The organism is Bacteroides cellulolyticus (assembly GCF_025567135.1).
Classification (GTDB): domain Bacteria; phylum Bacteroidota; class Bacteroidia; order Bacteroidales; family Bacteroidaceae; genus Phocaeicola; species Phocaeicola cellulolyticus.
Window position 1 is genome coordinate 1 of the sequence record NZ_JAOQJJ010000009.1, and the last position, 25,696, is coordinate 25,696.

The 25,696-nt window shown below is 40.2% G+C and carries 25 protein-coding genes; 15 read left to right on the top strand and 10 right to left on the bottom strand.

Translation table 11 applies throughout. From position 1 onward, the window contains the following. The coding region (gene tnpC / locus OCV82_RS09445; protein ID WP_154044202.1) for an IS66 family transposase at positions 1-1,042 on the top strand (1,042 nt) is incomplete at its 5' end. A 121-nt stretch (positions 1,043-1,163) separates the two neighbouring features. Here the strand turns inward: tnpC and OCV82_RS09450 are convergent. From OCV82_RS09450 to OCV82_RS09485, 8 genes are read right to left on the bottom strand one after another with little or no spacing between them, the layout of a single operon-like run. Beyond that, positions 1,164-1,709, bottom strand: coding sequence for a hypothetical protein (locus tag OCV82_RS09450; RefSeq protein WP_005837611.1), 546 nt, complete (start codon positions 1,707-1,709; stop codon positions 1,164-1,166). After that, positions 1,706-2,251: a topoisomerase C-terminal repeat-containing protein gene (locus tag OCV82_RS09455; protein ID WP_005837612.1), complete on the bottom strand. Its 546-nt coding sequence runs from the start codon at positions 2,249-2,251 to the stop codon at positions 1,706-1,708. The genes OCV82_RS09450 and OCV82_RS09455 overlap by 4 nt, the downstream gene beginning before the upstream one ends. A gap of 26 nt (positions 2,252-2,277) precedes the next feature. After that, complete coding sequence (locus OCV82_RS09460) at positions 2,278-3,018, bottom strand: hypothetical protein (protein ID WP_115648677.1); 741 nt, start codon at positions 3,016-3,018, stop codon at positions 2,278-2,280. Positions 3,019-3,023: 5 nt separating this feature from the next. Then, positions 3,024-4,211, bottom strand: coding sequence for a toprim domain-containing protein (locus tag OCV82_RS09465; RefSeq protein WP_154044203.1), 1,188 nt, complete (start codon positions 4,209-4,211; stop codon positions 3,024-3,026). A 30-nt stretch (positions 4,212-4,241) separates the two neighbouring features. Further along, positions 4,242-5,567: an ArdC family protein gene (locus tag OCV82_RS09470; protein ID WP_154044204.1), complete on the bottom strand. Its 1,326-nt coding sequence runs from the start codon at positions 5,565-5,567 to the stop codon at positions 4,242-4,244. Further along, positions 5,551-5,781, bottom strand: a complete 231-nt coding sequence (locus tag OCV82_RS09475) for a hypothetical protein (RefSeq protein WP_005837618.1) — start codon at positions 5,779-5,781, stop codon at positions 5,551-5,553. The genes OCV82_RS09470 and OCV82_RS09475 overlap by 17 nt, the downstream gene beginning before the upstream one ends. 29 nt (positions 5,782-5,810) lie before the next feature. Beyond that, on the bottom strand, positions 5,811-7,130 hold the full coding sequence (locus tag OCV82_RS09480) for a MutS N-terminal domain-containing protein (protein WP_154044205.1): 1,320 nt from the start codon (positions 7,128-7,130) through the stop codon (positions 5,811-5,813). A gap of 12 nt (positions 7,131-7,142) precedes the next feature. Next, positions 7,143-7,928, bottom strand: a complete 786-nt coding sequence (locus tag OCV82_RS09485; protein ID WP_154044206.1) for a DUF4099 domain-containing protein — start codon at positions 7,926-7,928, stop codon at positions 7,143-7,145. 83 nt (positions 7,929-8,011) lie between these two features. On the opposite strand from OCV82_RS09485, the gene OCV82_RS09490 reads away from it, so the two are divergent. The 7 genes from OCV82_RS09490 to OCV82_RS09520 all read left to right on the top strand — a co-directional run bounded on the left by OCV82_RS09490 (position 8,012) and on the right by OCV82_RS09520 (position 17,369). Next, positions 8,012-8,647 carry a glucosaminidase domain-containing protein gene (locus OCV82_RS09490; RefSeq protein ID WP_138273742.1) on the top strand — a complete coding sequence of 212 codons (636 nt, stop codon included), beginning with the start codon at positions 8,012-8,014 and terminating at the stop codon, positions 8,645-8,647. Positions 8,648-8,755: 108 nt separating this feature from the next. After that, positions 8,756-10,852, top strand: coding sequence for an ATP-binding protein (locus tag OCV82_RS09495; RefSeq protein ID WP_171038614.1), 2,097 nt, complete (start codon positions 8,756-8,758; stop codon positions 10,850-10,852). Positions 10,853-10,919: 67 nt separating this feature from the next. Then, the gene (locus OCV82_RS09500; RefSeq protein WP_154044207.1) at positions 10,920-11,837 is read left to right on the top strand and encodes a helix-turn-helix transcriptional regulator; all 918 of its coding nucleotides are present in this window, start codon (positions 10,920-10,922) and stop codon (positions 11,835-11,837) included. Next, complete coding sequence (locus OCV82_RS09505) at positions 11,830-12,375, top strand: 3'-5' exonuclease (protein ID WP_138273745.1); 546 nt, start codon at positions 11,830-11,832, stop codon at positions 12,373-12,375. Before OCV82_RS09500 ends, OCV82_RS09505 begins: the two co-directional genes overlap by 8 nt. A gap of 11 nt (positions 12,376-12,386) precedes the next feature. Beyond that, positions 12,387-14,267: a DUF262 domain-containing protein gene (locus tag OCV82_RS09510; protein ID WP_154044208.1), complete on the top strand. Its 1,881-nt coding sequence runs from the start codon at positions 12,387-12,389 to the stop codon at positions 14,265-14,267. 2 nt (positions 14,268-14,269) lie between these two features. After that, positions 14,270-16,672 (top strand): DUF262 domain-containing protein, encoded by a 2,403-nt coding sequence (locus OCV82_RS09515; RefSeq protein ID WP_154044209.1) that lies wholly within the window; start codon positions 14,270-14,272, stop codon positions 16,670-16,672. Next, the gene (locus OCV82_RS09520) at positions 16,659-17,369 is read left to right on the top strand and encodes a metallophosphoesterase (protein WP_138273748.1); all 711 of its coding nucleotides are present in this window, start codon (positions 16,659-16,661) and stop codon (positions 17,367-17,369) included. Before OCV82_RS09515 ends, OCV82_RS09520 begins: the two co-directional genes overlap by 14 nt. A gap of 122 nt (positions 17,370-17,491) precedes the next feature. Here the strand turns inward: OCV82_RS09520 and OCV82_RS09525 are convergent, their stop codons facing one another. Next, on the bottom strand, positions 17,492-17,614 hold the full coding sequence (locus tag OCV82_RS09525; protein ID WP_259026531.1) for a hypothetical protein: 123 nt from the start codon (positions 17,612-17,614) through the stop codon (positions 17,492-17,494). 265 nt (positions 17,615-17,879) lie between these two features. Continuing rightward, on the bottom strand, positions 17,880-18,848 hold the full coding sequence (locus tag OCV82_RS09530; protein WP_154044210.1) for a hypothetical protein: 969 nt from the start codon (positions 18,846-18,848) through the stop codon (positions 17,880-17,882). A gap of 142 nt (positions 18,849-18,990) precedes the next feature. On the opposite strand from OCV82_RS09530, the gene OCV82_RS09535 reads away from it, so the two are divergent. The 7 genes from OCV82_RS09535 (at position 18,991) to OCV82_RS09565 (ending at position 25,632) form a co-directional block, all read left to right on the top strand. Continuing rightward, positions 18,991-19,956, top strand: a complete 966-nt coding sequence (locus tag OCV82_RS09535) for a metallophosphoesterase family protein (RefSeq protein WP_154044211.1) — start codon at positions 18,991-18,993, stop codon at positions 19,954-19,956. A gap of 175 nt (positions 19,957-20,131) precedes the next feature. Continuing rightward, the gene (locus OCV82_RS09540) at positions 20,132-20,584 is read left to right on the top strand and encodes a DIP1984 family protein (protein ID WP_138273751.1); all 453 of its coding nucleotides are present in this window, start codon (positions 20,132-20,134) and stop codon (positions 20,582-20,584) included. 468 nt (positions 20,585-21,052) lie between these two features. Next, positions 21,053-21,274 (top strand): DUF6140 family protein, encoded by a 222-nt coding sequence (locus OCV82_RS09545; protein ID WP_138273752.1) that lies wholly within the window; start codon positions 21,053-21,055, stop codon positions 21,272-21,274. Positions 21,275-21,369: 95 nt separating this feature from the next. Then, entirely contained in the window at positions 21,370-22,065 is a 696-nt protein-coding gene (locus OCV82_RS09550; protein WP_227236275.1) for a DUF6140 family protein, read from the top strand. 5 nt (positions 22,066-22,070) lie between these two features. Then, complete coding sequence (locus OCV82_RS09555) at positions 22,071-22,961, top strand: hypothetical protein (RefSeq protein ID WP_138273753.1); 891 nt, start codon at positions 22,071-22,073, stop codon at positions 22,959-22,961. A 422-nt stretch (positions 22,962-23,383) separates the two neighbouring features. Further along, positions 23,384-24,355 carry an FtsZ/tubulin family protein gene (locus tag OCV82_RS09560; RefSeq protein WP_138273754.1) on the top strand — a complete coding sequence of 324 codons (972 nt, stop codon included), beginning with the start codon at positions 23,384-23,386 and terminating at the stop codon, positions 24,353-24,355. Between the two features lie 8 nt (positions 24,356-24,363). Beyond that, entirely contained in the window at positions 24,364-25,632 is a 1,269-nt protein-coding gene (locus OCV82_RS09565) for an RtcB family protein (RefSeq protein ID WP_154044212.1), read from the top strand. Positions 25,633-25,696 lie beyond the last annotated feature (64 nt).

A 25,696-nucleotide genomic window follows, 5' to 3' on the forward strand; every position in this document is an offset into this window, starting at 1 on the left:
CCTGCTTGCCGAGATACTGCTTCAGAAGTATGAATATCATGTCCCGTTCTACCGTCAGATACAGCAATACCGCCATCTTGGAATAAAAGGCCTTACCGAAAGTACACTGGACGGCTGGTTCAAGAAAACCGTGGAACTGCTTAAGCCTCTGTATGAAGAACTCAAACGTGAAGTCTTCTCCTGTGACTATGTACAGGCGGACGAGACTACAGTTCCGGTCATTAACAGAGAAAAACACAGAGCCGACAAGGAATATCTCTGGATGGTAAGATCAGTCATGGAGAAACTGGTCATCTTCCATTACGACGGGGGATCACGGGCCGGAGCGGTCATCGAATCCCTGGCAAATCACTATCACTTCAAGGGATATCTTCAATGTGACGGTTTTGCAGGTTATGAAACAGCCTTCAAGACCAACCCCGATGTGCGGCTACTCAACTGCCTGGTGCATATACGCCGTCATTTTGAGCAGGCTTTGGATGAAAACAGGGAGATGGCGCAACATGCACTGACTCAGATACAGCATATCTATAAAATAGAACGCCAGTGTGACGAAGCCGGCCTGTCATATGATGAGCGCAGACAGACGCGTCAGGAACTGTCCAGGCCAATCATGGAGGCAATGAAGGTATGGATGGAGACAGAAGGAATTAAATACAGTCCAAGTTCTTTGACAGGCAAGGCCATAACATATGCCTATACCAAATGGGATAATATTATGAGATGTCTGGACGATGGCCGCCTGTACTGGGACAACAATCTGGCGGAAAATGTCCAACGGCCCATCACTCTGAGCAGAAAAAATTTTCTCTTCTGTGGTAATCACGAAGCTGCGGTTAATATGTCTGTCATATGTTCTCTGCTGGCCACATGTAAGGCGCACGAGGTAAATCCCAGGGTATACCTGAACGATGTTATCGCACAAATGCCTTATCACAAAAAGGCAACCCAAGAAGAACTTTTGAATCTACTTCCACATAAATGGAAGCTGAAACATCCGGAAAGCATATTAACAAAACAACATGGGGTATCTGACAACTAATGCCATATGCAACATATAGGTTCAACAAAATAATAGCGGCTGAAACTATTAGGTTCATAGTGACAGTCGCTATTGTTGTATATAAAGGTTTAAAACTTGTAGTTTATCGAATGCTTACGCTTCATAACAGTGGAATTTCAAATGACCTGATTACACATTGCGCTTCCTTGTCCATAATGAACCAGTATTCAGAACGGTATGGCTGTCCGTCAGAATCAGTGGCTTCATATTCTATCTTTACCTTCCAGCCGCTGAACGGCTTGCGTTCATGGCTGGCTTCATCACCTGCAGGCTTCAGTTCCCCCGTAACCATCAGAGAGCGGAGTGCCGTCATGGCATCCATCTGACGTTTCATCTTTCCGGACATCCCGTGACATTCTGAATCCGGATTATCAAAATCCGTATCCTCCATAAACCTGCGGCTGATTTTCATCATGGCCACAGAAAGAGCCATCTTCTCCTCCATGGTAACATACTCACGGCCAAATACAGAGTCAGGTTTGCTGATACCGACAATCTTTACAGCTTCTGGGTTATCCACCGAAGCCATCAGTGCCTTTCTTGCCATATCCTGCGCCTTATTCTCGCTGTTGCCGGAACAGGCACTTCCCATTCCGAGCAGAACTGCCACTGCAGGCAGTATCAATAGTTTCTTTCCCTGTTTCATATCTTTACGATTTGAAGTTTGTCCGGAGCCAGACCGAGACGCTTGCGGTAAATGGAACCGTCCTCCCGGTACATCTCCAGTTCGGATGAAGTAATGTTCTTCTCACAAAGTTCCTTCGCCTCTTCCAGTGTCAGCTGATGGCCTCCTATATTCCTCCAGATGGCGAATGAACACGGTGCTTCCTGATTGCTGTAGTTGGAACAGTTGAAAGCCCTTGTCCCCACACGTACCTCGCCGCCGCAGTGCGGACACCTGCCGATAACAGACTGCATATTGACTGCACCGTCATCAGCAAGTTCCAGAACTGTCGGGAAAGTCTTTCCTTCCTTGGTGGCAAAGCCGTCCAGAAGGATATGGCGTTTCTCCAGAAATTCGGCAATCTCCCCGTCATTCATTTTCCGGTTGCCGATGATGGCATTGATGTTGAGCACACAAGAAGGATGCTCACCTGTGTTGTTTTCGCAGCGATACCCCTTGCAGGTCTTCACCACGTTGCCGCCGCAGAACGGACAGCGTCCTATAATCTTCTTTTCTGAATCCATATTCCTGATAAGTTACATTGTTTGAATTAATTGAATGAGAATCCCCGGTTCCAGTCCGCAACGATTCCACCTATTATGTTCTTGCCGGACATCACGCTTGCCCATCCTTCCGGGTCAAGAGAGAACCAGAGGTCGTTCCATGAGAGTGTGCGTACCTGCCATGCCAGGATAAAAAGGTCGGTATTGACAGCCTCCAGTCTGGTCAGTACCTCGTTTGCTATGTAGTACCGCTCGGAAGAACTGAGCAGGTTTACCTTGTGCTTCTCCTTGCCTCCGTCAGAACCGCCTGTATCATAGCTTCCGGAAGTCACCAGCTGCTTCATGAACGGATAAAGCGCAGCCATCTGGGTTGCGGCATCGGCCAGCTCGTCCGAGACGATTGCAGCAATGGCCGTTCCCTTCAGGTTGCTTCCTACCGATTTGAGCAGCAGGTCACAGTTCCGTGGTATCTCGGTGGCCACCAGTTCACCTGCACGCTTTATCTGATAGAGGTTCTGCATGGCACCCTGTGCATTGGAAAGATATTCCAGCATCTTGTCCTCCACACTGTGTACCCTGTCGAGTGCAACCGTTACGGCAGTCTCGGCAGCAATGATTTTCTCGTGTGCCTTCTGACGTTTGTTGTAGATATTCTTCAGTGTGGATGTCTGTGCAAAGACAGCACCCGTCAGAGTCGGGTCTGTCTGTTGTGCAAAAGTGTCCGTACCTTTCAGCAGAAAAACTGCAAGGACGGCCATTACCGTTATTCTTAACTTGATTCTGTCCATATCATTCAGATTTTACGTCCTTTATTCCTTTGTTCGCTCAGATTCTGTTCACGTTCCTCTTTGTGTGGTGAAATCACCGGCTCCATCGACCTGTTCAGCAGACAGTCGTTCCAGTCCTTGAAAGCCTTTGGAGGAAGCCACTGTCCCATACGGTACCGGATGTTCAGCTGCCTGGCAACCTGGGCCAGTAGGGGACGCTCCATGTCAGGCTCGAATACCTTTCCCTTCGCTTCAATCCGGATGCCGCCGTCAGTCCTGCTTATCTTCATCTGAATATCTTCCTGCAGAGCCATCATGCGCAGTCCGTATATTCGCCCTGCCAGGTCGTTGTCAAAACAGTCGAAGGCACGTGCATTGGGAAAGCGTTCCATAACTCCGGTTATCTGCCTGTCGGAAAATGTGCCGCCCAATGAAACCAGAGCCGCACTGTCCCCAATCTGTATCCGATTCATCTGGTAGAAGGCCATGGCATCAAAAGCTGATTCACAGAAAAACACGCTTCTTACATTGTCCGGACTGATACCCGAAGGAACAGCCACCCATGCCGAAGATGACGAATCCGTACCGGCAGCCTTTGACTTGTAGCCGCCATGTCCTCTGATTTCATACCCTCTGACTTCATTTCCCTTTCCGTCAGTATATGGGAATCCGATATTGTAGCCTTCAAACTTCCCGTTGTTCCTGTCCCTTATAAGGGAAATAAAGGGTGAAAGAACCGTAACTGTCGCTTTGGACAGTCCGCGCTGGAAGAACAGTCCCGGTATTTTTTCGGTATCAACCGGCTTCACCTCATATCTGGAAGCGTCAAACACGCCTGATGATTTTCCTGCCGATTTAACATACTCCCTGTCCTCCCTGTATTCCGGTTCAGGCATGTTGGCAAAACGTGCCATGACCTTGGCTATCTTCTGCCACTCATCCTTTCCTGATACCGTAAAGGAAGAAAGATTCTCACGGATGAGTGTCACCACATCGCCCTTGGAACCGTCACGCCGGAAAAAGGTCTGTGCCGCCTTGTCGTTCGGATGGCTGACAATCAGCGTATCCCTTCTGTTGCCGCCTTCACCGAGTACCAGCTCGATATAACGTCCGACACCGGCCTTCCTGTCCAGACGGTATCCCAGGGCGTATGCAATGTCATCAATCCCCACACGGGATTTCATTTCCCTGAAATTAACCTTGTAGTCACTCATGCTTTCCGATTTAAGATGTTATACAGAATTTCATATACCAAGTCCTGTACCGGCATTCCGGTTCCTGCCCATCATCGTAATCTCCGGTTCGTATGTCTTCCGTGCCGTCATGTTCAGGAAAGCCTCCTTGTCCTTCCAGTCCGTAAGCTGGAAGAATGTCCTGGCCGTTTCCTTGGAAACCTTTTTCAGCCCCAGCTCCACACCATCGTATGACGCACGGATGGCATAGTCTCCGGAACGGGTCTTGACAATGGCCGCATTCCTGAAAGGCATCTCCTCGTCCGCACTGACAGGAGTCAGCGGGTCATTCTTTGCCAGATAAGGCTGTTCGCCGAGAGCCAGACGCTGTTTGTCCACATGGTCAAGAATCAGGTCGGAAGCCTTGTTCACGTCAGCCATGACCGATACGATAAACTTCGGTTCCTGTTTCAGTACACCAATCCACGAGTCCAGATAGGCAGCCGAGTTATCCGTTATCTTGGAATCAAAGCCCATGGAATGGCTGATTATGGCAGCCGTAAGTTCCGCCACCAGTTCCTCCTTGGCATATTTCGGGTCACCGAACCTGCCACCCATCTCCCTGTTCAGACGCTCCGGTGTCATGGTGGAGTGAGTCATTTCATGGAGCATGGTAGAATAATACTCCATTCCGCCACGGTAAGTTTCTTCCGGAGAATCACCGATATTGAACTGCGCCTTCATGGGCAGCACCACTATATCCTTCGAGGGAGAATAATAGGCACCGTTCTCACGCTTGTCGGCACGTATCGGACATAGCCACTGCTGCGTCTCCACCATACGGTCGAGTGCGGCATGGGTGTACATACCTTCCGTATCCCGAAGTTCCGGAACCTTGAATCTGTCCATGAGCTTCTGCATCCTCTCCGGCTGCACTTCTGCCAGATTGGTCTGTGCCACATTGTACACCGGGAATGACTTGATGAAAGGAATGACATCCATATCCTTCTTCTCTTCCTTGCTCATTGCACGGTATTCCTCTGTGCTTATCCTCTTGCCGTGACTGTCCTTTATCATCATATCCCAGTACACCACCGGAAAGGCCTTTTCACCTTTCAGTACATGAGCCTTAAGGTTATGTGCCTGCTTGAAGGTCAGATATACCGGAAGCTGGTAGTTCATGGCTGCAGTATGCATCTGAAGAAAGAAGGAATTGGAACCGGAATAGTTTCTGCCACCCACATTCTGCGGCAGTCCGGCATAACCCGACTCACCGCCAATCCATCCCTGTTTCCATCCGGTATCCTTCATCTGCTGCATACGCTCAATCATCATTGCAGCGAAGCGGTCTATGGCCGCCTGCCCGCTGTTTCCCTGAGATTCAGTTCCAGATGCCATAGCTGTCGTCATCCATTACCTGACGGTCCATCTGCTCGATGTCCGTCTGTTCCACATAGAACTCGGCCGATTCATCCGAAGGGTCAGTACCGTGTGAACGGCACCACTCCAGATAATCATCTGCATTCTCACTGTCCATAACAAAGCGGAGGAAACCTATCTTGCCCTCCTGCAGAAGCTCCACAAGCTCCTCATGATTCATTTTAGCTGACATATAACTTGTATTTTAGTTTTCTGATTATGTTACATTTTCATAGAAGCCGATTTCTCCACCTTTGCCGTATTGGTTGCAACCATACCGGTTATTTCCGTATTCAGATACTTGGCCGCAATCTGTTCCCTTGTGGCCGTCTTGGTCTTGAAAAGAGAATATCCGTCATCGAAGGAGATTTCATGCCGGGAAGTCTGTCCCTTTTCTCCAAGGTCAACCGAAACCTTCCATTTGTTGTCGTTCCTGTCCTTGGCCACACGCACACCCTTGGGGTCAACACCTTCAGGAAGCTGATACTTCTCGTATGCGGATTTCAGATGCAGACGTTCCCCGAAGTTCTTCTCAATAAGCTGGTTTGGAGTGGCCACTCTGTCAAAGTAGGCATTAAGGTCCTGGCGTGAAGCCACGGCAGACATGTTCGTATCCCCAACCTGAACATAGAACTTGTATTTCCCAAAGTCAGGACGCTGCTCGTCCTTCTCTTTATAGACATTGAACTTATTAACGGTTATAGAGCCGTCCGGTCCTGCAATCTCCATTGGCATACGGAAGGCTTCCTCAGATACTTTCGGCATCAGTTTTGTCGGATAGTAGCGTTCCATCAGTTGCGGTACCGTCATTTCCTTGTTCTGATAGGCAGCAAGGTCGGCTGCATCCATCTTCTGCGGCTTGAGCTGCTGTCCGTCAATCTTTGCGGTAAAGTACCATTCGGCAGGATTGGTGGTACTCTGGTAGGCATGGCCATGAGTTACCTTTTCACCGTTGGCTGTCACCATCTGCGGCTCACGGGGCTTGCGTTCCTGGGCTGTCTCCGTTTTCTGTTCGTTCTTCTTTTCGGTCTTTACCTCATTATCCGTCCCGGTATCAGCTTTGGTTTCAGCTTTGGCCTTCGACTTCTTTTCCCTTGCAGGTTTTACATCAACAGTGTTCTCCACTGTTTTGTCAGGAGCTTCCTGCACACCCTGTTCCTTTTTCTTCTTTCCCATATCTGTATTGTTTTGAATGGTTCTGTCATTATTCTCAGCCTTGTCCTGTCCGGCCTTCTTCTTCAAAGGACTGTCCAATGCATCACAGATTGCAACCCTTATTCCGGAACGTATCAGTCTGGGCAGATAAACGTCAAGTGCCGATTGTGGGAATGATGCAACCTTTATTGGTCTCTTGTAGTCAGGCAGCATCCTGTCTGTAATCTCGATGGCAAGCACTGCGGCAGCCTTGACGGCATCCTGCTTATAGAGTTCATAGAAACTGTTCCGTCTGAACAGCAGCATGGCATCCGGATGCTTCTTCTTCAGTTCGTTGAACTGCCGTATGATACCGTTATCATTATCTGAATCTGTCTTTTTGGCCATAGGAATCGAGTATTAGAGTTTAAGGCTGTTTGCTTTTGTTTCCTTCCGGGATGGAGAGAGTGAAATGGCACGCTCAACGGACTGTCTGTCCACCACCTTCTGATATTCCCAACGGTTCTTGTCAGTCATGACAAGGCCGAGGTATTCAGGATGAATCTCGTCATATCGGAGTTTCTGCTGTCTTTCCCATTCTTTCATGTCCCCCTTGATAAGCCTGAATCCCTGTTGCTCTTTCAGGTCAATGCCGACTGAAACCTTTTCGCCGCCCACATTCAGCTCAACAGGTTTTCCCTCCCGTACCTGCTGCTTCTGCTGCATACCCAGTTCAATGTCGTTTACCTTCTCCATGTCCTTCAGACGCTGCTCCAGCTTTATGTCAGTGACACGCTTGTGAATGACGGATTTCGTTTCCGGATCAAGCTGGAGATACTGCTGAGTCTTTTCACCGTTTACGTTGACAGCCTTCTGTATTACCTCACCTCTGGCCAGACGTTCAGCCTCCTGCTGAGTGAGGTTGAGAACCTTGTTTCGTTCCCGGTCCAGTTCGGCACGTACCGGATAGGCAATAAGAGCCGGAGCACCGTTCTTGTCTGTAGTCATCTGAAGCTTCATCGGCATGGTGATGATGCTGCCGTTCCTTGCGTTGATGGATACCTGCATGATGGGAGTCACTTCACCTGCCATCAGCTTCTCCTTCACTTCCATGGGTAAGCTGTCCGCCTTTTCACGGTCGATACCCAGTATTGCCAGTTTTTCGTATGGCAACAAATCGGACTGATTTCTGTTGTGCATTTCCATATTACTGTAATTAAGCTGTTATATTTGCGGTTCTAACCGCCTGAATGCCACAAATGTATTCACGGCAATCTCCTGAAAAAGAAATGCACAACACTATTCTGATTTCACTGCTGTTAATGCTGCTACCGGTAAGCGTATCGGCACAGTTCTATACGATAACCAGAGATTCGGAACTTCTGCCAACAGAAAGACAAAAAGAGGCCTATAAGCATGTAGAAAAGGATGTTACAAAAGGGGAAAAGAATAAGATGATGGCAAAGGATACCCTGACTATAAGATCAAACAATCATAATGAATCAGAAGAAAATAGCCGGAATAGTGACAGAAAAGCATCCCTGAAAACAGAAGTGCAAAATACTGCAAAGGAAAAAAATCAAGCAGAAAACAATCTTCCTGAACTTACTATCCCCAATCTTTATAAAGAAATCATAAGAAACGGAATCCTATATCCCAAAATAGTATTGGCCCAAGCTATTCTGGAGACAGGATGGTTCCGTTCATCAGTATGCCGGAACAAGCACAATCTTTTCGGATTGACCAATCCCCGTACAGGGAAATACTATGAATTCAATCATTGGACAGAAAGTGTCCGGACTTATTATACTAAAGTGCAATATAAATACAAAGGTGGAAATTATCTGCTTTGGCTTGATAAGATTGGGTATGCGGAAGATCCGAAATATATTATAGCAGTAGAAAATGTTATGAGAGGATTATAAAAAAGGTCATAAATCTATGTTTCTGATCAAATTTATTTGTTTTTTCTATATCTATACCTAAATTTGGCATAAGTACTTATGCAATTTTGTGGCATAAAACAAAATGATATGGAAAAAACATTGATACAGTTAATTAAGGCAGTAGCTTCAAAGCTCCATAACAGTAAACTTAAACGATTGGGCGGTAAAGAAATGGTATTGTCTCTGAATTGTCTTAAAGAACTTTTAGGTTTAGACAATACAGAAGAAGCAATTATTTTTACAGCTTTATTCGATCGTAGCTGCAGTGGAAGAAGTTGTGATATTGATGATATTGCATCATACTTTGATTGTACTCAGTTGGATATCATGGAGTATGTCCCGGTTATTAAATCATTATTGAAAAAAGGTTTTATAGTTCAGACAAACCTGAGTGAGTACCGTATAGCACGCCAGGATTATATGGTTACCAATTATGTTATAAATTGCATATTGGAGAATATCAAGCCGGAATACCGTAAAGCCCGAATGCTTGACAAAGAGTTTGACAGGTATGATTTCTGTAAGCTTGTAGATTCACAGATTCAGGATAGTGATGTGACAGCTGAAGCATTGTTTCAGTTTATTGAAACACTAGAGCAGGATAACCATGAAATGCAAATCGTTAAAGATTTGAAGAATACTATAACTGACATCCAGTCCCGTGCCCTTTTCTATGAAGTATGTTTTGATTTTTTCAATCAAGATGGAGACGGGCGTTCTTCCTTAAACAGAACCCTTTCGGATATGTATGAAGTGTTTGGATTGCAATTTCGCGAGCGTAAGCTTCTTGTTGAAGGTACCCATCCATTGATAAAAGCAGATTTGATTGAACTGTCAGGAGACAATAGTGATATCTTTCTTACAGACTGTGGTAAACACTTGTTCTTAGGAGATGATTATGGTGCATTTGGTCAACAGTATTCAGAACTCAATCCATATTCTTTTGCGCGTAAAGTTAAAGATTATATCTATAGTCGTGATCATGATATAGAAAAGAAACAGACTCTTTCAAAATTAGCCATAAGGATAAGAAATATGGAAAACTATAATTCTAATCTTACATGTATCCGTAAGATTAAGGAACTTGTATCTGAAGAAGATTATCGTGCATTGTTTTATATGCTCTGTGATGCCTGTGCCAATAGCGATATAATTAATATAAGCCGTGAATTAGCCAGACTTTATCCTATTAAGGAAAGGAATGAGAATATAAAACTCTTCAAGGAAGAGAAACATAAATTACAGCGTCTTGATCTTGTGGAAATGGTTACCATGAGCAGCCTTTTCGGAGAATACACGGTTTTACAATTGACTGATAAAGGCAAGCTTCTTTATTTTGAAGATGATGCAGAACTTTTTATTGAAAAAGTTGACAGGAAAGATCTTATTTTATCATCTGAGATAAAAGAAAAAAAACTCTTCTTCTCCGGTAGAGAAAGTGAACAACTTTCATTAGTTGGTGAAACCCTTTCAGAAGTTAATTATAAATCATTGGTTGACAGACTTGAATTAAAAGGATTACCCAAAGGAGTTTCCATACTGCTATATGGAAGTCCTGGAACAGGAAAAACTGAATCTGTCATGCAATGGGCACGGGAGACCGGTCGTGACATTATTCATGTAGATATAAGTGCTTCCAAAAGTATGTGGTATGGCGAAAGTGAAAAAATAGTGAAAGACATATTCAACCGTTACAGAAAATTATGTAAGCGTTCCAAGCTGAAGCCAATATTACTTTTCAATGAAGCCGATGCTATTTTTTCAAAACGTCGTGACATATCCTCTGGTAACAGCGTGGATCAGACAGAAAATACTATCCAGAACATCCTTCTTGAAGAAATGGAAAAACTTGAAGGAATCCTAATAGCCACTACCAATCTTTCCGATAATCTTGATAAGGCCTTTGAAAGAAGGTTCCTTTTCAAGATACATTTCAGCAAGCCGTCTGTAGAAGTGAAATGCAATATCTGGCTCAATAAAATGCCTGCACTGAATCATAATGATGCGATGCAGTTAGCTTTACTTTATGATTTCAGCGGTGGTGAGATTGATAATGTAGTACGCAAATATACTATGATGGAGATTATTGATGGTAAAACACCTTCTTTTGAAACCATTCAGAAGCTTTGTAATGAAGAAAAAATAAATCTGCCTTACAAAAAAATCGGTTTTGCCAGATATTAATATACTTCAGAACTTACCTGTAATTTAATATAGAATACGTATTTTTAAAAGATTAAACAATAAAATTATGGCAGCAAACAAATTTGGTCGGTATGTATGGCTAGTAGATTTAATCAGATGCCATCCATATATCACATTCAAGGAAATAAGTGACAAATGGGAAGACTGTGGATTGGGTGATGGCAAACCATTACCATGGAAGACATTTATGAATCATAAAGATGCAGTGCAGACAATCTTTGATATAATCATATCATGCGATGCCAAACGTAGATATGGATACTATATAGAAGATGCTGATTTATTAGAAGGAAATTCCTTTCGTTCATGGCTGATAGATTCTTATGCTACACTGAACCAGCTTCAGGCAGACAGAAAGTTGGAGAAACGCATCTCATTCGAGAAGATTCCTTCAGGAAATAAATATTTACAGATATTACTTCAGGCAATGCGTCAGAATTGTGTGGTAGAAATTACCCACCAGGGCTTTGGCAGGTCCCACGCAAGCACGTTTCAGGTAGAACCTTATCATCTTAAAGTTTATAACCGTCGTTGGTATCTAATAGGATGGTCGGTATATTCTGAGGAAATAAGGACATACGCACTTGACAGGATTCTCAATGTCAAAGTTATGGATACAACATTTAAACTTCCTGATTCATTTGATATAAATGAATATTTTGAAGGATGCGTAGGCATTATAGCTGACGGAGATATTGATATTGAGCGTGTGGTAATTAAGGCATACGGATGGGCAAGAAAATACCTAGCTACTTTACCTATACATGATTCTCAACGTGAAATTGCATCTGATGATGAATCTACTACATTCGAAATGACAGTCCGGCCTACATACGATTTCCTTCAAGCATTGCTGCAACAGACAGACCAGATAGAAGTTATCGAGCCACAATGGGTAAAGGATGAAATATGCAGGTTTGCAGAGAATATATTGTCTTATTATAAAAAATCAAATAATGACTGATAAATCAGATATAAATTTCATAGCAATAGACTTTGAAACGGCTACCTCCAAACGTGCTTCAATATGTGAGGTGGGAATCTGTGTTATACGACACGGAGAAATAGCAGAGACCCGTTCATGGCTGGTACGTCCGGAAGACAACCGTTATCAGTATTGGAACATAAAAGTACACGGTATCCGACCGCATGATACAGAAGATGCTCCTGATTTCCGTCAGGTATGGGAAGAGATAGAACGGACTTATCTGGATGAGTTCGATACTTTTGTAGCTCATAACGTACCTTTTGACAGAAGCTGCTTGCAGCATTCTGCTGAGCTCTACCGCATTCATCTACCTGAGCTGAAATGGATATGTTCTTTGCAGATGGCTCGGAAGATTTATTCCTTTGGATGTAATTCTTTGGATTATCTTTGTGAACAGCTGGGTATAGAGCAAAGGACGCACCATCGCGCCGGTGATGATGCGGAGATGTGTGCAAGATTGTATTTGAGAGAAATTAATGATATGGCCAATAATCAAAATAATAGGAAACTTTAATAGATATGACTATGAATCAAACATTTGAACGAAATGATTGCAGTGACAACAGGATTGATCTAAAAACTGTTACTGAACTTTGTGGAATGAATTTTTATATTCCTAATTACCAGCGAGGCTATCGTTGGACGAAACAGCAAGTCAAAGATTTGTTGAATGACATCAATGAGTTCAATGACAAGAATGGCTTTTATTGCTTACAGCCTTTGGTCGTAAAACAGCGTGAAAAGAATGTATTTAAAAAGATAAAAGAAGAAGCCAAGGATCTCAACGATGTCTATGATTATCTTAAAGGAACATGGGAAGTAATAGACGGGCAGCAAAGGTTGACCACTATTTTTATTCTAATGAGATGTTTGGGGATAACAGACATGCATTATACGTTGAAGTACGAAACAAGGAGCGGCAGTGAACAATATTTGAGTGGAAATTTGGAAATGAATGAGGAGAATATCGATTATTTTCATATTTCCAGTGCAAAACAGGTCATCAGTGAATGGCTAAAGGATAAAGATTGTTTCTCCATAAAAGACTTTAAGGAGAAGTTGTTTGAGAAAGTGAATTTTATATGGTATGAATCCGTTGATGAAGATCCAATCAAGGTCTTTACCCGACTGAATATAGGTAAAATATCACTTACAAATTCTGAACTTATCAAGGCTTTGTTCTTGAACCGATCAAATTTTGATATGAACGACAATGGGCATATAAAGCTACGCCAACAGGAAATCGCTTCGGAATGGGACAAGATTGAATATTCATTACAGAATGATGAGTTTTGGCTTTTCCTGCATGAGAAAGGTTATGACCGTCCTACTCGGATAGACTTTATATTTGATTTAATATGCAAAGCTAATGATTTGTGCTTAAATGACTATAAAGAAAAAATTGGAACAGATGAGTATAAAACATTCCGATATTTTTATGAATATTTCAAGTCGGATGGTTTATCAGTGGAAAACAGTGATTCAAAAGTTCTCAGGTGCTGGAAGATTGTGAAAAAGTATTATCAGACATTTGAAGAATGGTATAATGATTTGGAACTGTTTCACTACATCGGTTTCCTTATTGAATGTAATAAGAACAGTATCGAGAGTCTTATATCGGAATGGAATCGGCAAACCGATAAGAAATCATTCCTTCAGTATTTGAGAAACGAGGTCAGAAAGGTAATTGATACGTGTCCGTTGGATTCTAAATATAAAGAGGACGGCAGTGATAAGGTAAAATGTAAATCCGTTTTGTTGTTTCACAATATTCAAACTGTAATCAATCAGAACCGATCTCAGAGGCATAATGAAAAATATGAGTTGGGAACATTCTATAAATTCCCGTTCCATCTTTATAAATTGGAAAGCTGGGATGTAGAACACATCAACTCGAATACTACCAATCCGGAAAATGACGATGAATCTCAAAAAGAATGGTTATTAAACATTTATTTAAGTGTAAATGAGGAACTGCAAAAAAAGATACAGGAATATTTTGACTCATCAGATAATAAAAAAAATTTGTTTGAAGAAATAAAGAAAGAAGTTCCTTTTAGCGGTATAGAGTGGACTCAAGAAGAGAAAAATCGGATTTGGAACTATGCTTTGTTAGATTCTTCTACCAACCGAAGTTATGGTAACTCTATCTTTTCCGGAAAACGAAGAGTAATCATAGGAAAAGATAAAGGCAAGTTGATACCTGTTCCCAAACTTTCAAAAGAAGGCAAACTGATAATGACAAACGAACAGGACAGTTTTTCATCGTTTGTCCCGCCATGCACCAGACAGATATTTTTAAAGTATTACTCTGCAACCGCCGGAAACAATAATTATTGGACAAAAGAGGATGCGCAGAGTTATTTGAGCGATATAGAGTCTTGTATTAAAAAATTGGAGGAATAATTATGACAGGAAATAAGATAACATTTTGGAGTTTCATACAGAAAAACAAAATAGAGATTCCTATTATACAACGTGATTACGCACAGGGAAGATTAGGTAAAGAATACTTGCGCCAAGGTTTTCTAACGAATCTGAAAGAAGCCTTAGACGAAGAAGATGATGAGAAGGAATTAAAACTTGATTTTGTATATGGCTCTGTCGAAAACGGAAAACTGCAACCTTTGGACGGTCAGCAACGATTAACCACGTTGTGGCTATTACACTGGTACATAGCACTAAGATCAGGAAAGTTAGAAGAAGCCGGTTGTATTTTAAAGAACTTTACTTACGAAACAAGGGTCTCGTCTCGTGAGTTTTGTGAACATTTATGTGATGAAAGCAATTTTAGTTCTTTCATTTGTACAGATGGCAAGGATTCTGGTAGATGCTCTCAAATGAATATTGTTGACTTTATTATCGGTCAAACGTGGTTCTATTCTGCATGGAAACAAGATCCTACCATCCAGTCTATGCTGAGAATGTTGGGAGGAACAAAAATAAATAACAAAAAAGGTGAGGACATTATTGATGGTATAGAGGAATTGTTTAGCAATGCAAGTTTTGAAGAAATGGAATCCTATTGGCAGAAATTGACAAATAACTCTCCCATTGTTTTTTATTATTTGCCGTTGAAAGAATTTGGACTTTCAGATGACCTCTATATCAAGATGAATGCCCGTGGTAAGCAACTGACCATGTTTGAGAACTTTAAGGCTGATTTAATCGGGTTTATTCAGGGACAGGCAGAAAGTGAACAGGATAATAGTAAATGGAAAAGACTGTCAAATGAAGCCAATGGTATTGCAATAAAAATGGATACCACATGGACTGACATATTTTGGAGAAACAGATCTGAATCAAAGCGAATAGATGAAATATATTTTGCTTTCATAAACCGATATATATTGAACAGTCTGATCTTAGGATTAAATTCTGCGGATGTAGTTGAAGGAAACAAGAACTTTTGTCATTTGTATGGGAATAAAGGAAATGATACGGCACTCCAATATACAAGTTTTGAATTTTATAAGATTCCGTCATTAGAAGTGGCATTGGAGAAGTTACAAACAACATTGGAGAATTTTCATTCTTTTATCTCTGATAAAAAAGAAGAAGCTTTAAAAGATATTCAAAAGGAGTTTCTTCCTTTATGGGATAAACAAGATAGTTTTCGTTTTATTCCAGAATATGAGGATGATACCATAACGGCTCTAACCCAATCGCAAAGGGTTGCTTTTCATGCGATTTGCAGATATTTTGAATTAGGGAAATATGAAAAAGAAAGTTTCAATCGTTGGATGCGTGTCGTTTGGAATTTAGTAGCGAATGGAAATATCAACAGCATCGAATCTATGATTGGAAGCTTAAGGCTTATTGATGAATTGGGCTTGCATAGCCATGAAATTTATGGATTTTTGGCTTCTGATGAAACTATAAAATCGAATGTTGCATCAGAGCAACAAAACGAGGAACGAGAAAAAGCCAAGAAGATTATCGAGGATATCAATTGGGAGGAAATAATTGTTTCAGCAGAGAAATATGCCTTCTTCAAAGGAGCGGTACGTTTCCTGTTCCGTAATGAAAATGGAGAATGGAATTGGAGGAATTTTAATCGGAAATGGAACAATACACAAGTGTTCTTTGGTAAGGAGGGTGCGTATCAAAAAGATACCATGCTATTGCGTTACTTCATTAGCAAGTTTATGGATTGGTCTTTATTTGAGGGTATGACTTTTGATAATGCTGGTAGCTCTTGGAGAACTGTCTTGTTGGATAAGAAATGGATGAAGCCTATCCATGAGATTTTAATTTCGGATAATATTGAAATAGAAGATAATTATCAATCAGTTTTGATGAGTTCTGATAATATTCAAAAAAGATTGCAAGAAGACCTCGTTTCCACAAACTTATTGGATTATATAGTCAGTGATTGTCTTCTTCATAATAATGTCTTATATCCAAGTAACGCCAAAGCTGATTGGAAAAAATATGTAATAGCAAATAAGCGGAATGAAATATTATCTTCGTTATATGGAGGTAAAATTTTAGATAATGATAAACAGGAAGGGAAAATATATACCAATCAAAAAATTGAGATAAATTGTGATTTCTTTTGGGGATGGAATATACAGTTTGAATATGTACATAAATCTTTTCCATATAAATTCCATTGGCAATCGTGGGGATGGATTGACATGTATGAAGGAGATATTCGTCTTATTGATAAGAAAACCCCTTTTACAGATAAATTGGTAATAGACGCCTGTCTAATAAATACTACAGAGGATTTAACAAGAGAATTAGAACGGTGTATTAACGATTACATGGAATACAAAAAAGTTTTTGTTGATAATGCAATACCTTGACTTATCATACAGGGAAGATTTTGTTGTAGTATGTGGCGACATTCATGGCGAGTTTGAAACGCTCGCTTTCAATGTCGTGCAGAAAGGAATAGAGAATGCGCTTGTCATTATTGCCGGAGATTGCGGATTCGGATTCAACAAACTGGCCTATTATGATGACCTGTATAAACAGAAACTGCATATGAAGTTGAAAAAGCAAAACGTGATTTTGCTCATGGTACGTGGCAATTATGACGCCCCTTTGTTCTTTGAGAAGGAACTGATTGACTATTCGTATATGAAAACTTTGCCGGATTATACCATTGTGTATACGAAAGGGCACAATATCCTATGCGTAGGTGGTGCCGTTTCCATTGACAGGCAATTCAGACTTTCGCAGATGGACTATAATCGAATACTTGGTAAAAAGCTGTTGCCTTTATATTGGAAAAACGAATCTTTCAGGTATGATGAGGAAGAGTTGCAGATTCTTCAAATTGAAGATATAAAGATTGATACGGTAATCACCCATTCCGCACCGTATTTCTGTCCTCCGCTAACCAAGGTAGATGTAGAACATTTCTGTGCCAATGATAACGAATTGGCTTCCGACTTGGATAAGGAACGGAAAGATTTTAGCCGGTTGTATGAATGGCTCATAGAAAACGGACATCCTCCTTTCCAACTGGTTCTACGGTCATTTTCATGCTTCTGCTGAGAGTTTGGATGAGATAACGGGAGCTAAATTCCGTCTGCTTGATATTCAAGAACTAACAATGTTGAAATAATCACAAAAGGATGAAGTTAGTGCACGGCAAACCGACTTCATCCTTTTAATTTTCAGACCCACAAGTTACGGTAGTAATCAATGAACATCTGCATTCCCTCTCTGATACGATCACGTTTTTCTTCGTCAATATCGTATTTGTCATTCCGCTGGTATTCTTCAAAAGCATAAATCATTTTACGGATTGTGTTCAGCCATACATCGTGACATTTTTCCGAGCCATATTTTTCAACAATTATTCCCGGACATCCGCCTCAAGGTCCTTTTTCTGCTTTCAAGAAAGCACGAAGATGATTAGCTATGATACGTGCCAATGTCATATCCAGACACTATGTATCCTCATAGCTCACATCGGCATAACCCTCTTTGCTCTTTTTGTAATTAACCTTGTGCTGCCATTTGTTTTTCTCTTTCATAAATACAATATAAAATTGAGTTGAATCAAGTTTTGTTTAACATTAACATCACTTCTATTTCTTTAGAATCATCGGTTGTCTTTATGTTACCCCAAAGAATATTCTTATATCCTAACAGTTGCTGTACATTGCTCTTGAAAGAATCCGTTTCCGTTTCATCAACCGGATATTCGGATGGCATACTGATGAAAACAATAGCACTGTCATAACGGCTCAAATCAAGTTGTTGATATTTCTTTATGGATTCGAAGATATAGTTCAACCGACTTCCATTTTCGTTAGTCACAGAATTATAACAGTACCGACATCCATATTTTATATTAAATATAAATTCTACATCTCTATATGAAAAACTACTACCCGGAGCGGAAAGGATGGAAATCAACCTTTCACGTGCAGACATTATTTTGAGATATTTCTCTCGTTTATCTTGACGGTATTCACGTTTTCTTTTAGAACGGTTCATTTTTCTGTCAAATCCGAATTTACGTGAGGAATTACAGATTATCAGTCTTCTTCCATTCTCATCCTTATGTCGCAGTCTGTGAGGTGTCTGATGTTTCCATATACTTTCCTCCAATTTGTCAAGCGCAATCTCGTAACGCAATACCGGTTTACATCCGTTAAACATTTTATCAAAAGTAGAAATTCTTTGAGACGGAGAGAAACCGTAAAATGTCAACTCCCATAAACAGCGCATGGCAACTTCACGCATATCCGGCTTGCTGTCGCCTTTAAAGTTTATTTCTTTTGCCAGTTCATTCTCCCAAACATCGTCATCCAAGTGGCGGATGTTAATAATTTGATGATTCACTTTGGTATTACAACTTATGATTACTTCACCCTGATAATCCGTGTTTGGCTCCATATTCCTTAAAATATCATACGCCTCACGGAATGCATAGATATTGTCAAGATGATCTTCCTCGAAATCTTTCAAAAACGGAAGAAGTTCATCAAAACTGACACTCATAAAAAGTTCTTTTACTGTCATATATGAATTGGTTAATCTGTTTACCCTGCAAATTTATAAGACCACATATGCCAAACTGAGGCATTAAAAATAAAAATATATTCGATGCCTTGGTTTGGCATATACCGAGTAACAACTTTGTATTGACAATAAAATCAAAACCATGTATTTCAACTATAAAGGACAACGCATCTTTGCATTCTCGGATACGCACGGGATGCACCGGAATTGGAGAATACCCTCAGATACCGACATACTGATTTGTGCAGGAGATGCTATCTCAAACTTTTCAGAGGAAGACCTGAAAGACTTTCTGAGTTGGTATTCAAAGATACCAGCTAGGTTACGTATATTTGTTCCGGGCAACCATGAGATTCTGTTTGATTATTATCCGGAGAAACTCAAGTCGCTGTTCCCGGACAATATCGTATGTCTATACGATAACGGAATGGAATATGAAGGAATATCTTTCTACTCTATAAGTTGCAAGACTTTACGGAGTAACCTTTATTCGGATACTCAATCTCCTGTTCCAGCATATACCGATATACTTATTACACACTTTCCTCCAAAAAGTATACTTGATGAAGATGACGGTAACGAAAAGCTGAAAGATTGGATGGAAAAATCAAGACCAGCCTATCATCTGTTCGGTCATATTCATTCACAAGGAGGGAAAAACTTGGATTTGTTGTCAACTCATTGTTTTAACGTATCATGTTTCATGAAACTAAAAGATGAAAAAAACTCTTCTTTCGGGGTTGTCACCTTCAAATACTTATTAGAGCAATACGAGTTTGAAGAAATTCTACAACCTTTTTTGAAATTATGGAGATACAATGCTCCTGAACTCGCAAAACGGTTGGATTTGAATAAATGGAAGAAGATTTACCAGTCCATTCAAGCCATACAAGAAGAGCCTTCAGATTATTATATAAAGTTGGTTTGCCGTTGGGAAAGCTGCACCCCCATGATTGATATGAACTGTTCGGTTTATTCAAAAGCAGATAACCTGCGAGATTGTCCTATGGCAAACTATCATTCATGGGCGGAAATTTTAGGAATGGATATCCTCATTGATGAAGATGTGGAAATTACTCCACTGGAACTTACAGCCGGACTATTGTGAGAAATAACCTATTATGGGGGAACAGAAGAAATGTCGCATGAGAACCAAAAACGGATATTCAATCTCAAAGAATAGCGAAAATTTGCGTCGAAAAGAAAAAATATTTTTTTTCAATGCCTCAATATGGCATATCACGGGCAATAACTTTGCATTGTCAATTTAAAACAGCAGCGTTATGAAATTAGCAGAAGCACTTAGCAACAGGGCTGATTTGCAAAGAAGAATCAGCCAACTGAAAGGTAGATTGAAGGACAGTGCCAAGGTTCAGGAGGGTGATACTCCTGCCGAGGATGTAAAAGCACTGTTTTTGGAACTGGATTCCTGCCTTGAAAAGCAGGAGAAACTGGTCTATCAGATAAACTGTACCAATATGCAGATTACGCATAATGGGGAGAATCTGACCAGAATGCTTGCTCGTCGCGATTCTCTTTCAGCAAGAGTCTCACTGATGCGTGAAGTACTGAAACACGTTACAGAAACAGAAACCAGATACGGAAGAAATGAAATCAGATATGTGAGGACAGTAGACGTGGCGGAATTGCGCAAGGAAACGGACGCATATTGCAAACAGCTCAGAGAACTTGACAACCTTATACAGAGCATCAACTGGACTGTGGATTTGCTATAAAATAATCTGGTGTAATTCTTATATGAAGGCAATACGGCTTATCATTTGATAAGATTAAACTTCTTTTAGCTGAGGGATATAGGCGAGTCGTTTTTTCGTGTACTTCTTGTATCATTCACAAACGTATATCTAATAGCCTTGCATAGTCAAGCATTTATCAATAGCAGTTCATAGCTGTTATCATTACCGTGTATTGATCATATAAAGAATGAGGGCGGGAATAGAGGGAAACAAATTGAGGTAGTTTTGCATAAAGGCGATATTCATCCAATCTGTCTGGAAAAATCTGAAATCTTATGGCTTGGGGACACAAGCAAGTTATTTTGTCGGGCATTTCCAGCATTGCGTACATGAGCATGTAGTACAGCCTTGAATGTGGCAGAACAACGGTATTACCATATATCGGTTATGTAGAAACGAGGGTGGGTAGTGGGAACCTTAATTGTAAACCTTTAAAGTGAAAGCATTATGTCAAAAGTATTCAAAGTAACTCCAAAGAGAATAAAAAGAACAAACGGAACGGTACTGACTCCTGAAATGGTGGTGACAGTTACAACACAGCAACACACTACTGACCCGTTCTACAACGGTGCAAAGGAATTGAAGGAAGCGTATATGCGCCTGTATGGATTCGACTACCAAAAAGCGTGTTGTAGCAAAAATGATTTTGAATTTAAGAAATTGGATTAGCTCAGATGAAGATCCCCCTGACATCATTGTTTAAAAAGAATAAAGTAAATTCTGCGAGTCAGATACTACATGAAATCTCTTTCAATCAAAATCTCATGAAAGAGGCTCTTTCAGTTATTTCATTAAAGAATGAGATTATAGAAGAAGTGCTTAGAGGTCCTATATCTGAAGCTTTAAAACGGGTTGGGAAAAAGGTCGAAAAATTGCATCCTTCCTTACAAATAGATTTTCATGGTTTTTCATACTTTGAACATCCTTGCCTGATAAGGCATTTCCGTTATCGGATAAGTAGTAAGAAAAGGGTTTTATGGCTTACATACGAATTTGACAATGAAGGTGACTTTGCAATTTATTATGATTTTCTCGAAGAACCTTATGACACTTACCCATGTAGGGGTAAAGAATGGGTTTGGGGGACAGGTTGGTTACCAGAGGAGTATAGAGACTGGAATGAAAGAACACCTTGTCTAATTATGGATGAACTAACAAATAATATAATTGAGGATTCGTGCTTCTGTAATCTGATTTTTGATAATCTCATGATGGCATCAGTTGGATTTATAAACACGGAGGACAGGTCATTTGAAATAACTCCGAAGCGGATTAAAAGGACAAGCGATACAGTGTTGACTCCTGAAATGAAAGTAATCGTTACTACAGATATTCATACAACAGATCCGTTCTATAACGGTGCAAAGGAAATTAAAGAAGCATATATGCGTTTGTATGGATTTGATTATAAGAAAGCATGTTGCTGTATAGATGATTTTGAATTTAAAAAATTGGATTAGTATTTATGGAGAAAGTAAATGAGGTATTCTTTTCAGAAAAGGGACTGACTTCAACTTCTGCATCCCATTTAGCAGACCTTGCGCAGGAAACAGTTTTGAGTAATGAAGCAAAACTGAAGAATATGAGTTTCATTACTACCAAGGTGGATATTGTAGGCTCACTCTCCGAAAGCGGGAAGACAGTCAGTCTGGGTTATGATGAAAAGAGTTTATCTGAAGTTAAGGGGCTGCTTGAAGAAATTGCAGAAATGAATGTTTTTTGTGCCTGGATGCGCGAAGCCATAAAAGCCAAAGAAAGGGAGATACAGCAAATAAACAGATGCTCCTTTGATGAATGGTGTCAGTTATTTGGATATCCTGTTATTGAAAAGACAGAACTTCCGAAAGAAATACGTGCGGAAGACCTTATTGCTGAAATGAATGTGAAAGAACGAAACCGTTATTTTACACTTGAAGCTATAGCCGCAACCATAGGAAAATATATCCATCCCGGAGGAAAGTTTTCGGATGCCAGAGAAGAACTTTTAACCAAGACGATGAAACCTTATACAGCAGACGGAACAGGAAAGGATACCTTGATTTACTCTCATACAGCTTCGGTAAGCCAGGAGAAGGTGGAAGAAGTCTTCTTTGAACTGCAAAAGATACACAGACAGAATGAGCGTGAACTGAACCGTATCAAGTTTGCATTGAAAAGGGAGTCCGACCGGTTGAATCTGGAATCGCAACAGAAATATAAGTCTGAACTGGAAAAAGCTTCATTGCAGTACAAACGGATGTTTTCACTATATAAAGAGTGGCAGATAAAGGAATCTGATCGTATATCCAAACTGAAGATTATCATTCCAAATGCACTTCAGACTACATACGAAAAGTTATCCCTATTGGAAGAATAAATCAGGTTGGAAGAAACTGATGTCATAATGTATATCGATTCTTTCTTTACGGGAACAGTATCATCAGTCATTATTTATGAGGATTAGTTTGAGACATGTTTAACTTAAAACACGACGGGTAATATATACCATATGAGGTTTGAATGTTACCCGGTCTTTGACTTTGCTTTTGTCCTTGTCTTTGTCCTGGCATCACAAACTGATGCCGAATGGATGTTCCTGTTCCCAACCTGATTGTTTAAATATTAAAATAATGAAACCTTTACGCAGTATATTGTCACATCCTGATATTTCTGGATTTACAGTATTTCAACGCACTGTTGTTTATGTATTGGCATTTTTGGTATTTATGTTACTGCCAGTTTATTTTCTTTTAAGAAGAAGGATGTTTATTGTGTATGATATAATAAAGAAAAGTATATATGGAGGATAATAATTTAGAATTTCCATTTGTTTTTCCAAAAGAATCTAAACCTGTTATTTCAATAATTGGTATTGGCGGCGGAGCCGGCAGAATAGTGAACAAAATACAGACTTGTAAGTTGACCGATACAGAGTTAAGTGTGTTTGGTATGAACAGAAAAGAAATGGAGGAACTGTCATTACCGCATAAATACCTGATAGGAGCAGATGGATTAGGTAGTGGAAATGACAGAAGTCTTGCAGAATCAGAGTGTCAGAAAATATCACCAAGCATAGAGAAAATCATTACCGATAAAATACTGTCCTGCTTTATAGTATGCCTTGGTGGAGGTACAGGAGAAGGCTGTATAAGAGCTTTTCTACAAAAAGCTGTTGACATGCAAATAAAGGTAAAATTACTTGTTGTCACATTACCTCACTCGTCCGAAGGACTGGAGAAGAGGGAAAATGCTTTACGGCTTCTTGACGAAATAGGAAAATTAGTAGATGGGATTTTTGTTGTGGACTATGATGTTTTGCCTTGCAGCACCATTTCAGATTTATATAATGAGGCCGACAGAAAAGTAATTAGTTTTGTATGCTCATTTATAAATATGATAGTGAAACACAGTCTTATTTGTTTTGATTTTAATGATGTCAGAAGTTTCTTGAGATACTACTCTGATACAAAATTTATAGATTTCTTTATGTTGTCTGGAAATATTGATTATCTGGATGTGGAATTGAGTGATCTGCTGAAAAATCTTCCAACGAAATATCACACTTTAGATGATATATCCAATTTGATTGTGGCAATTTATTATAATAGAGATACCAATGATGATTTAGTTCGCAAATTTCTGGATATGATAGTATCTGCTGATATTATGAATAAACTGACAAAAGACACTCAGACAAAATGGACGATGATTCATGACCCTGATATGGAGAAAAACATCTTCAGAATCGATATATTCACCAAACGTAATTAAAAATTCTTATGAAGACGATATGCGGATATGATGTGAAGATATTCACAGACAATATAGAAGATACTGCTATTGAACAAATCAGACAGCTGCTGTCCATTGATGTATTCAGTGACTGCAAGATTCGCATTATGCCGGATGTACATGCCGGAGCAGGATGCGTGATTGGATTTACAGGGAACTTAGGTGATAAGGTGATACCTAATATAGTAGGAGTGGATATAGGGTGTGGTATGTTGGTTCAACCATTTACCTGCAATAACCCTATCGACTTTCATGCTTTGAATGAATATATCCTCCGTGCTGTTCCTTCCGGACGTGACTTTAGGGATGAGAACTATCTGCCATTACCGCAAAAATATTCAGAACTGTATCAGGAAGCCAAACAATTGACTTTGCAGTTACGCTGTTATCGTGAACTGAAGGAAGTTCGCAGACTATACAAATCAATAGGTTCGCTTGGCAGTGGAAATCATTTTATAGAATTGGACAGAGATGAATCAGGTCTTTATTATCTTGTAGTGCATACCGGTAGCCGTAATTTAGGGAAGCAGGTGGCAGATATTTATCAGAAACTGGCTATTAAATGTCAGTCCGGCTGGGATAAGCTGATTGAAGAGAAAAACCGTATAATTGCAGAATACAAACTAGCTGGACGAAAAAGTGAATTACAGGATGTAATCAGAAATCTTCACAACTCATTTAAGACCTGTAAACTGACTATACCACAGGATTTATGTTATTTGGAAGGTCAGTTTCGGGAAGACTATCTGCATGATATGCATATCTGCCAGCGTTGGGCACAGATAAACCGTAAACTGATTGTAAATCTGATTATGGATTTTATCGTTGAAAAAGGTCTTGTTTCATATGAAGAGCATTTTCAGCCTTTTGAAAGTGTCCACAATTATATTGGTAATGATAATATAATCAGAAAAGGTGCTATATCGGCAAGATTAGGTGAAAAATGTATTATACCATTGAACATGCGCGACGGTTCTTTGATTTGTATCGGGAAAGGCAATGAAGACTGGAACTATTCTGCTCCTCATGGTGCAGGAAGAATCATGAGCCGTAGTCAGGCATTTAAGGAGATAAGTCTGGAGGATTTCAAAAAATCGATGGAAGATGTATATAGTGAAACAGTAACAGAATATACTAAAGACGAGTCTCCTATGGTTTATAAATCAAAACATGAAATCATGGATAACATTAAGGACACTGTTGATATTGAAAATGTAATAAAGCCTGTATTTAATTTTAAGGCTGCCGATCTCTAATATGTTTCAGTATAAGAATTTGTGGAGGTGTTTGAATTTATTTTAGAATGAATTAGTCTTGATT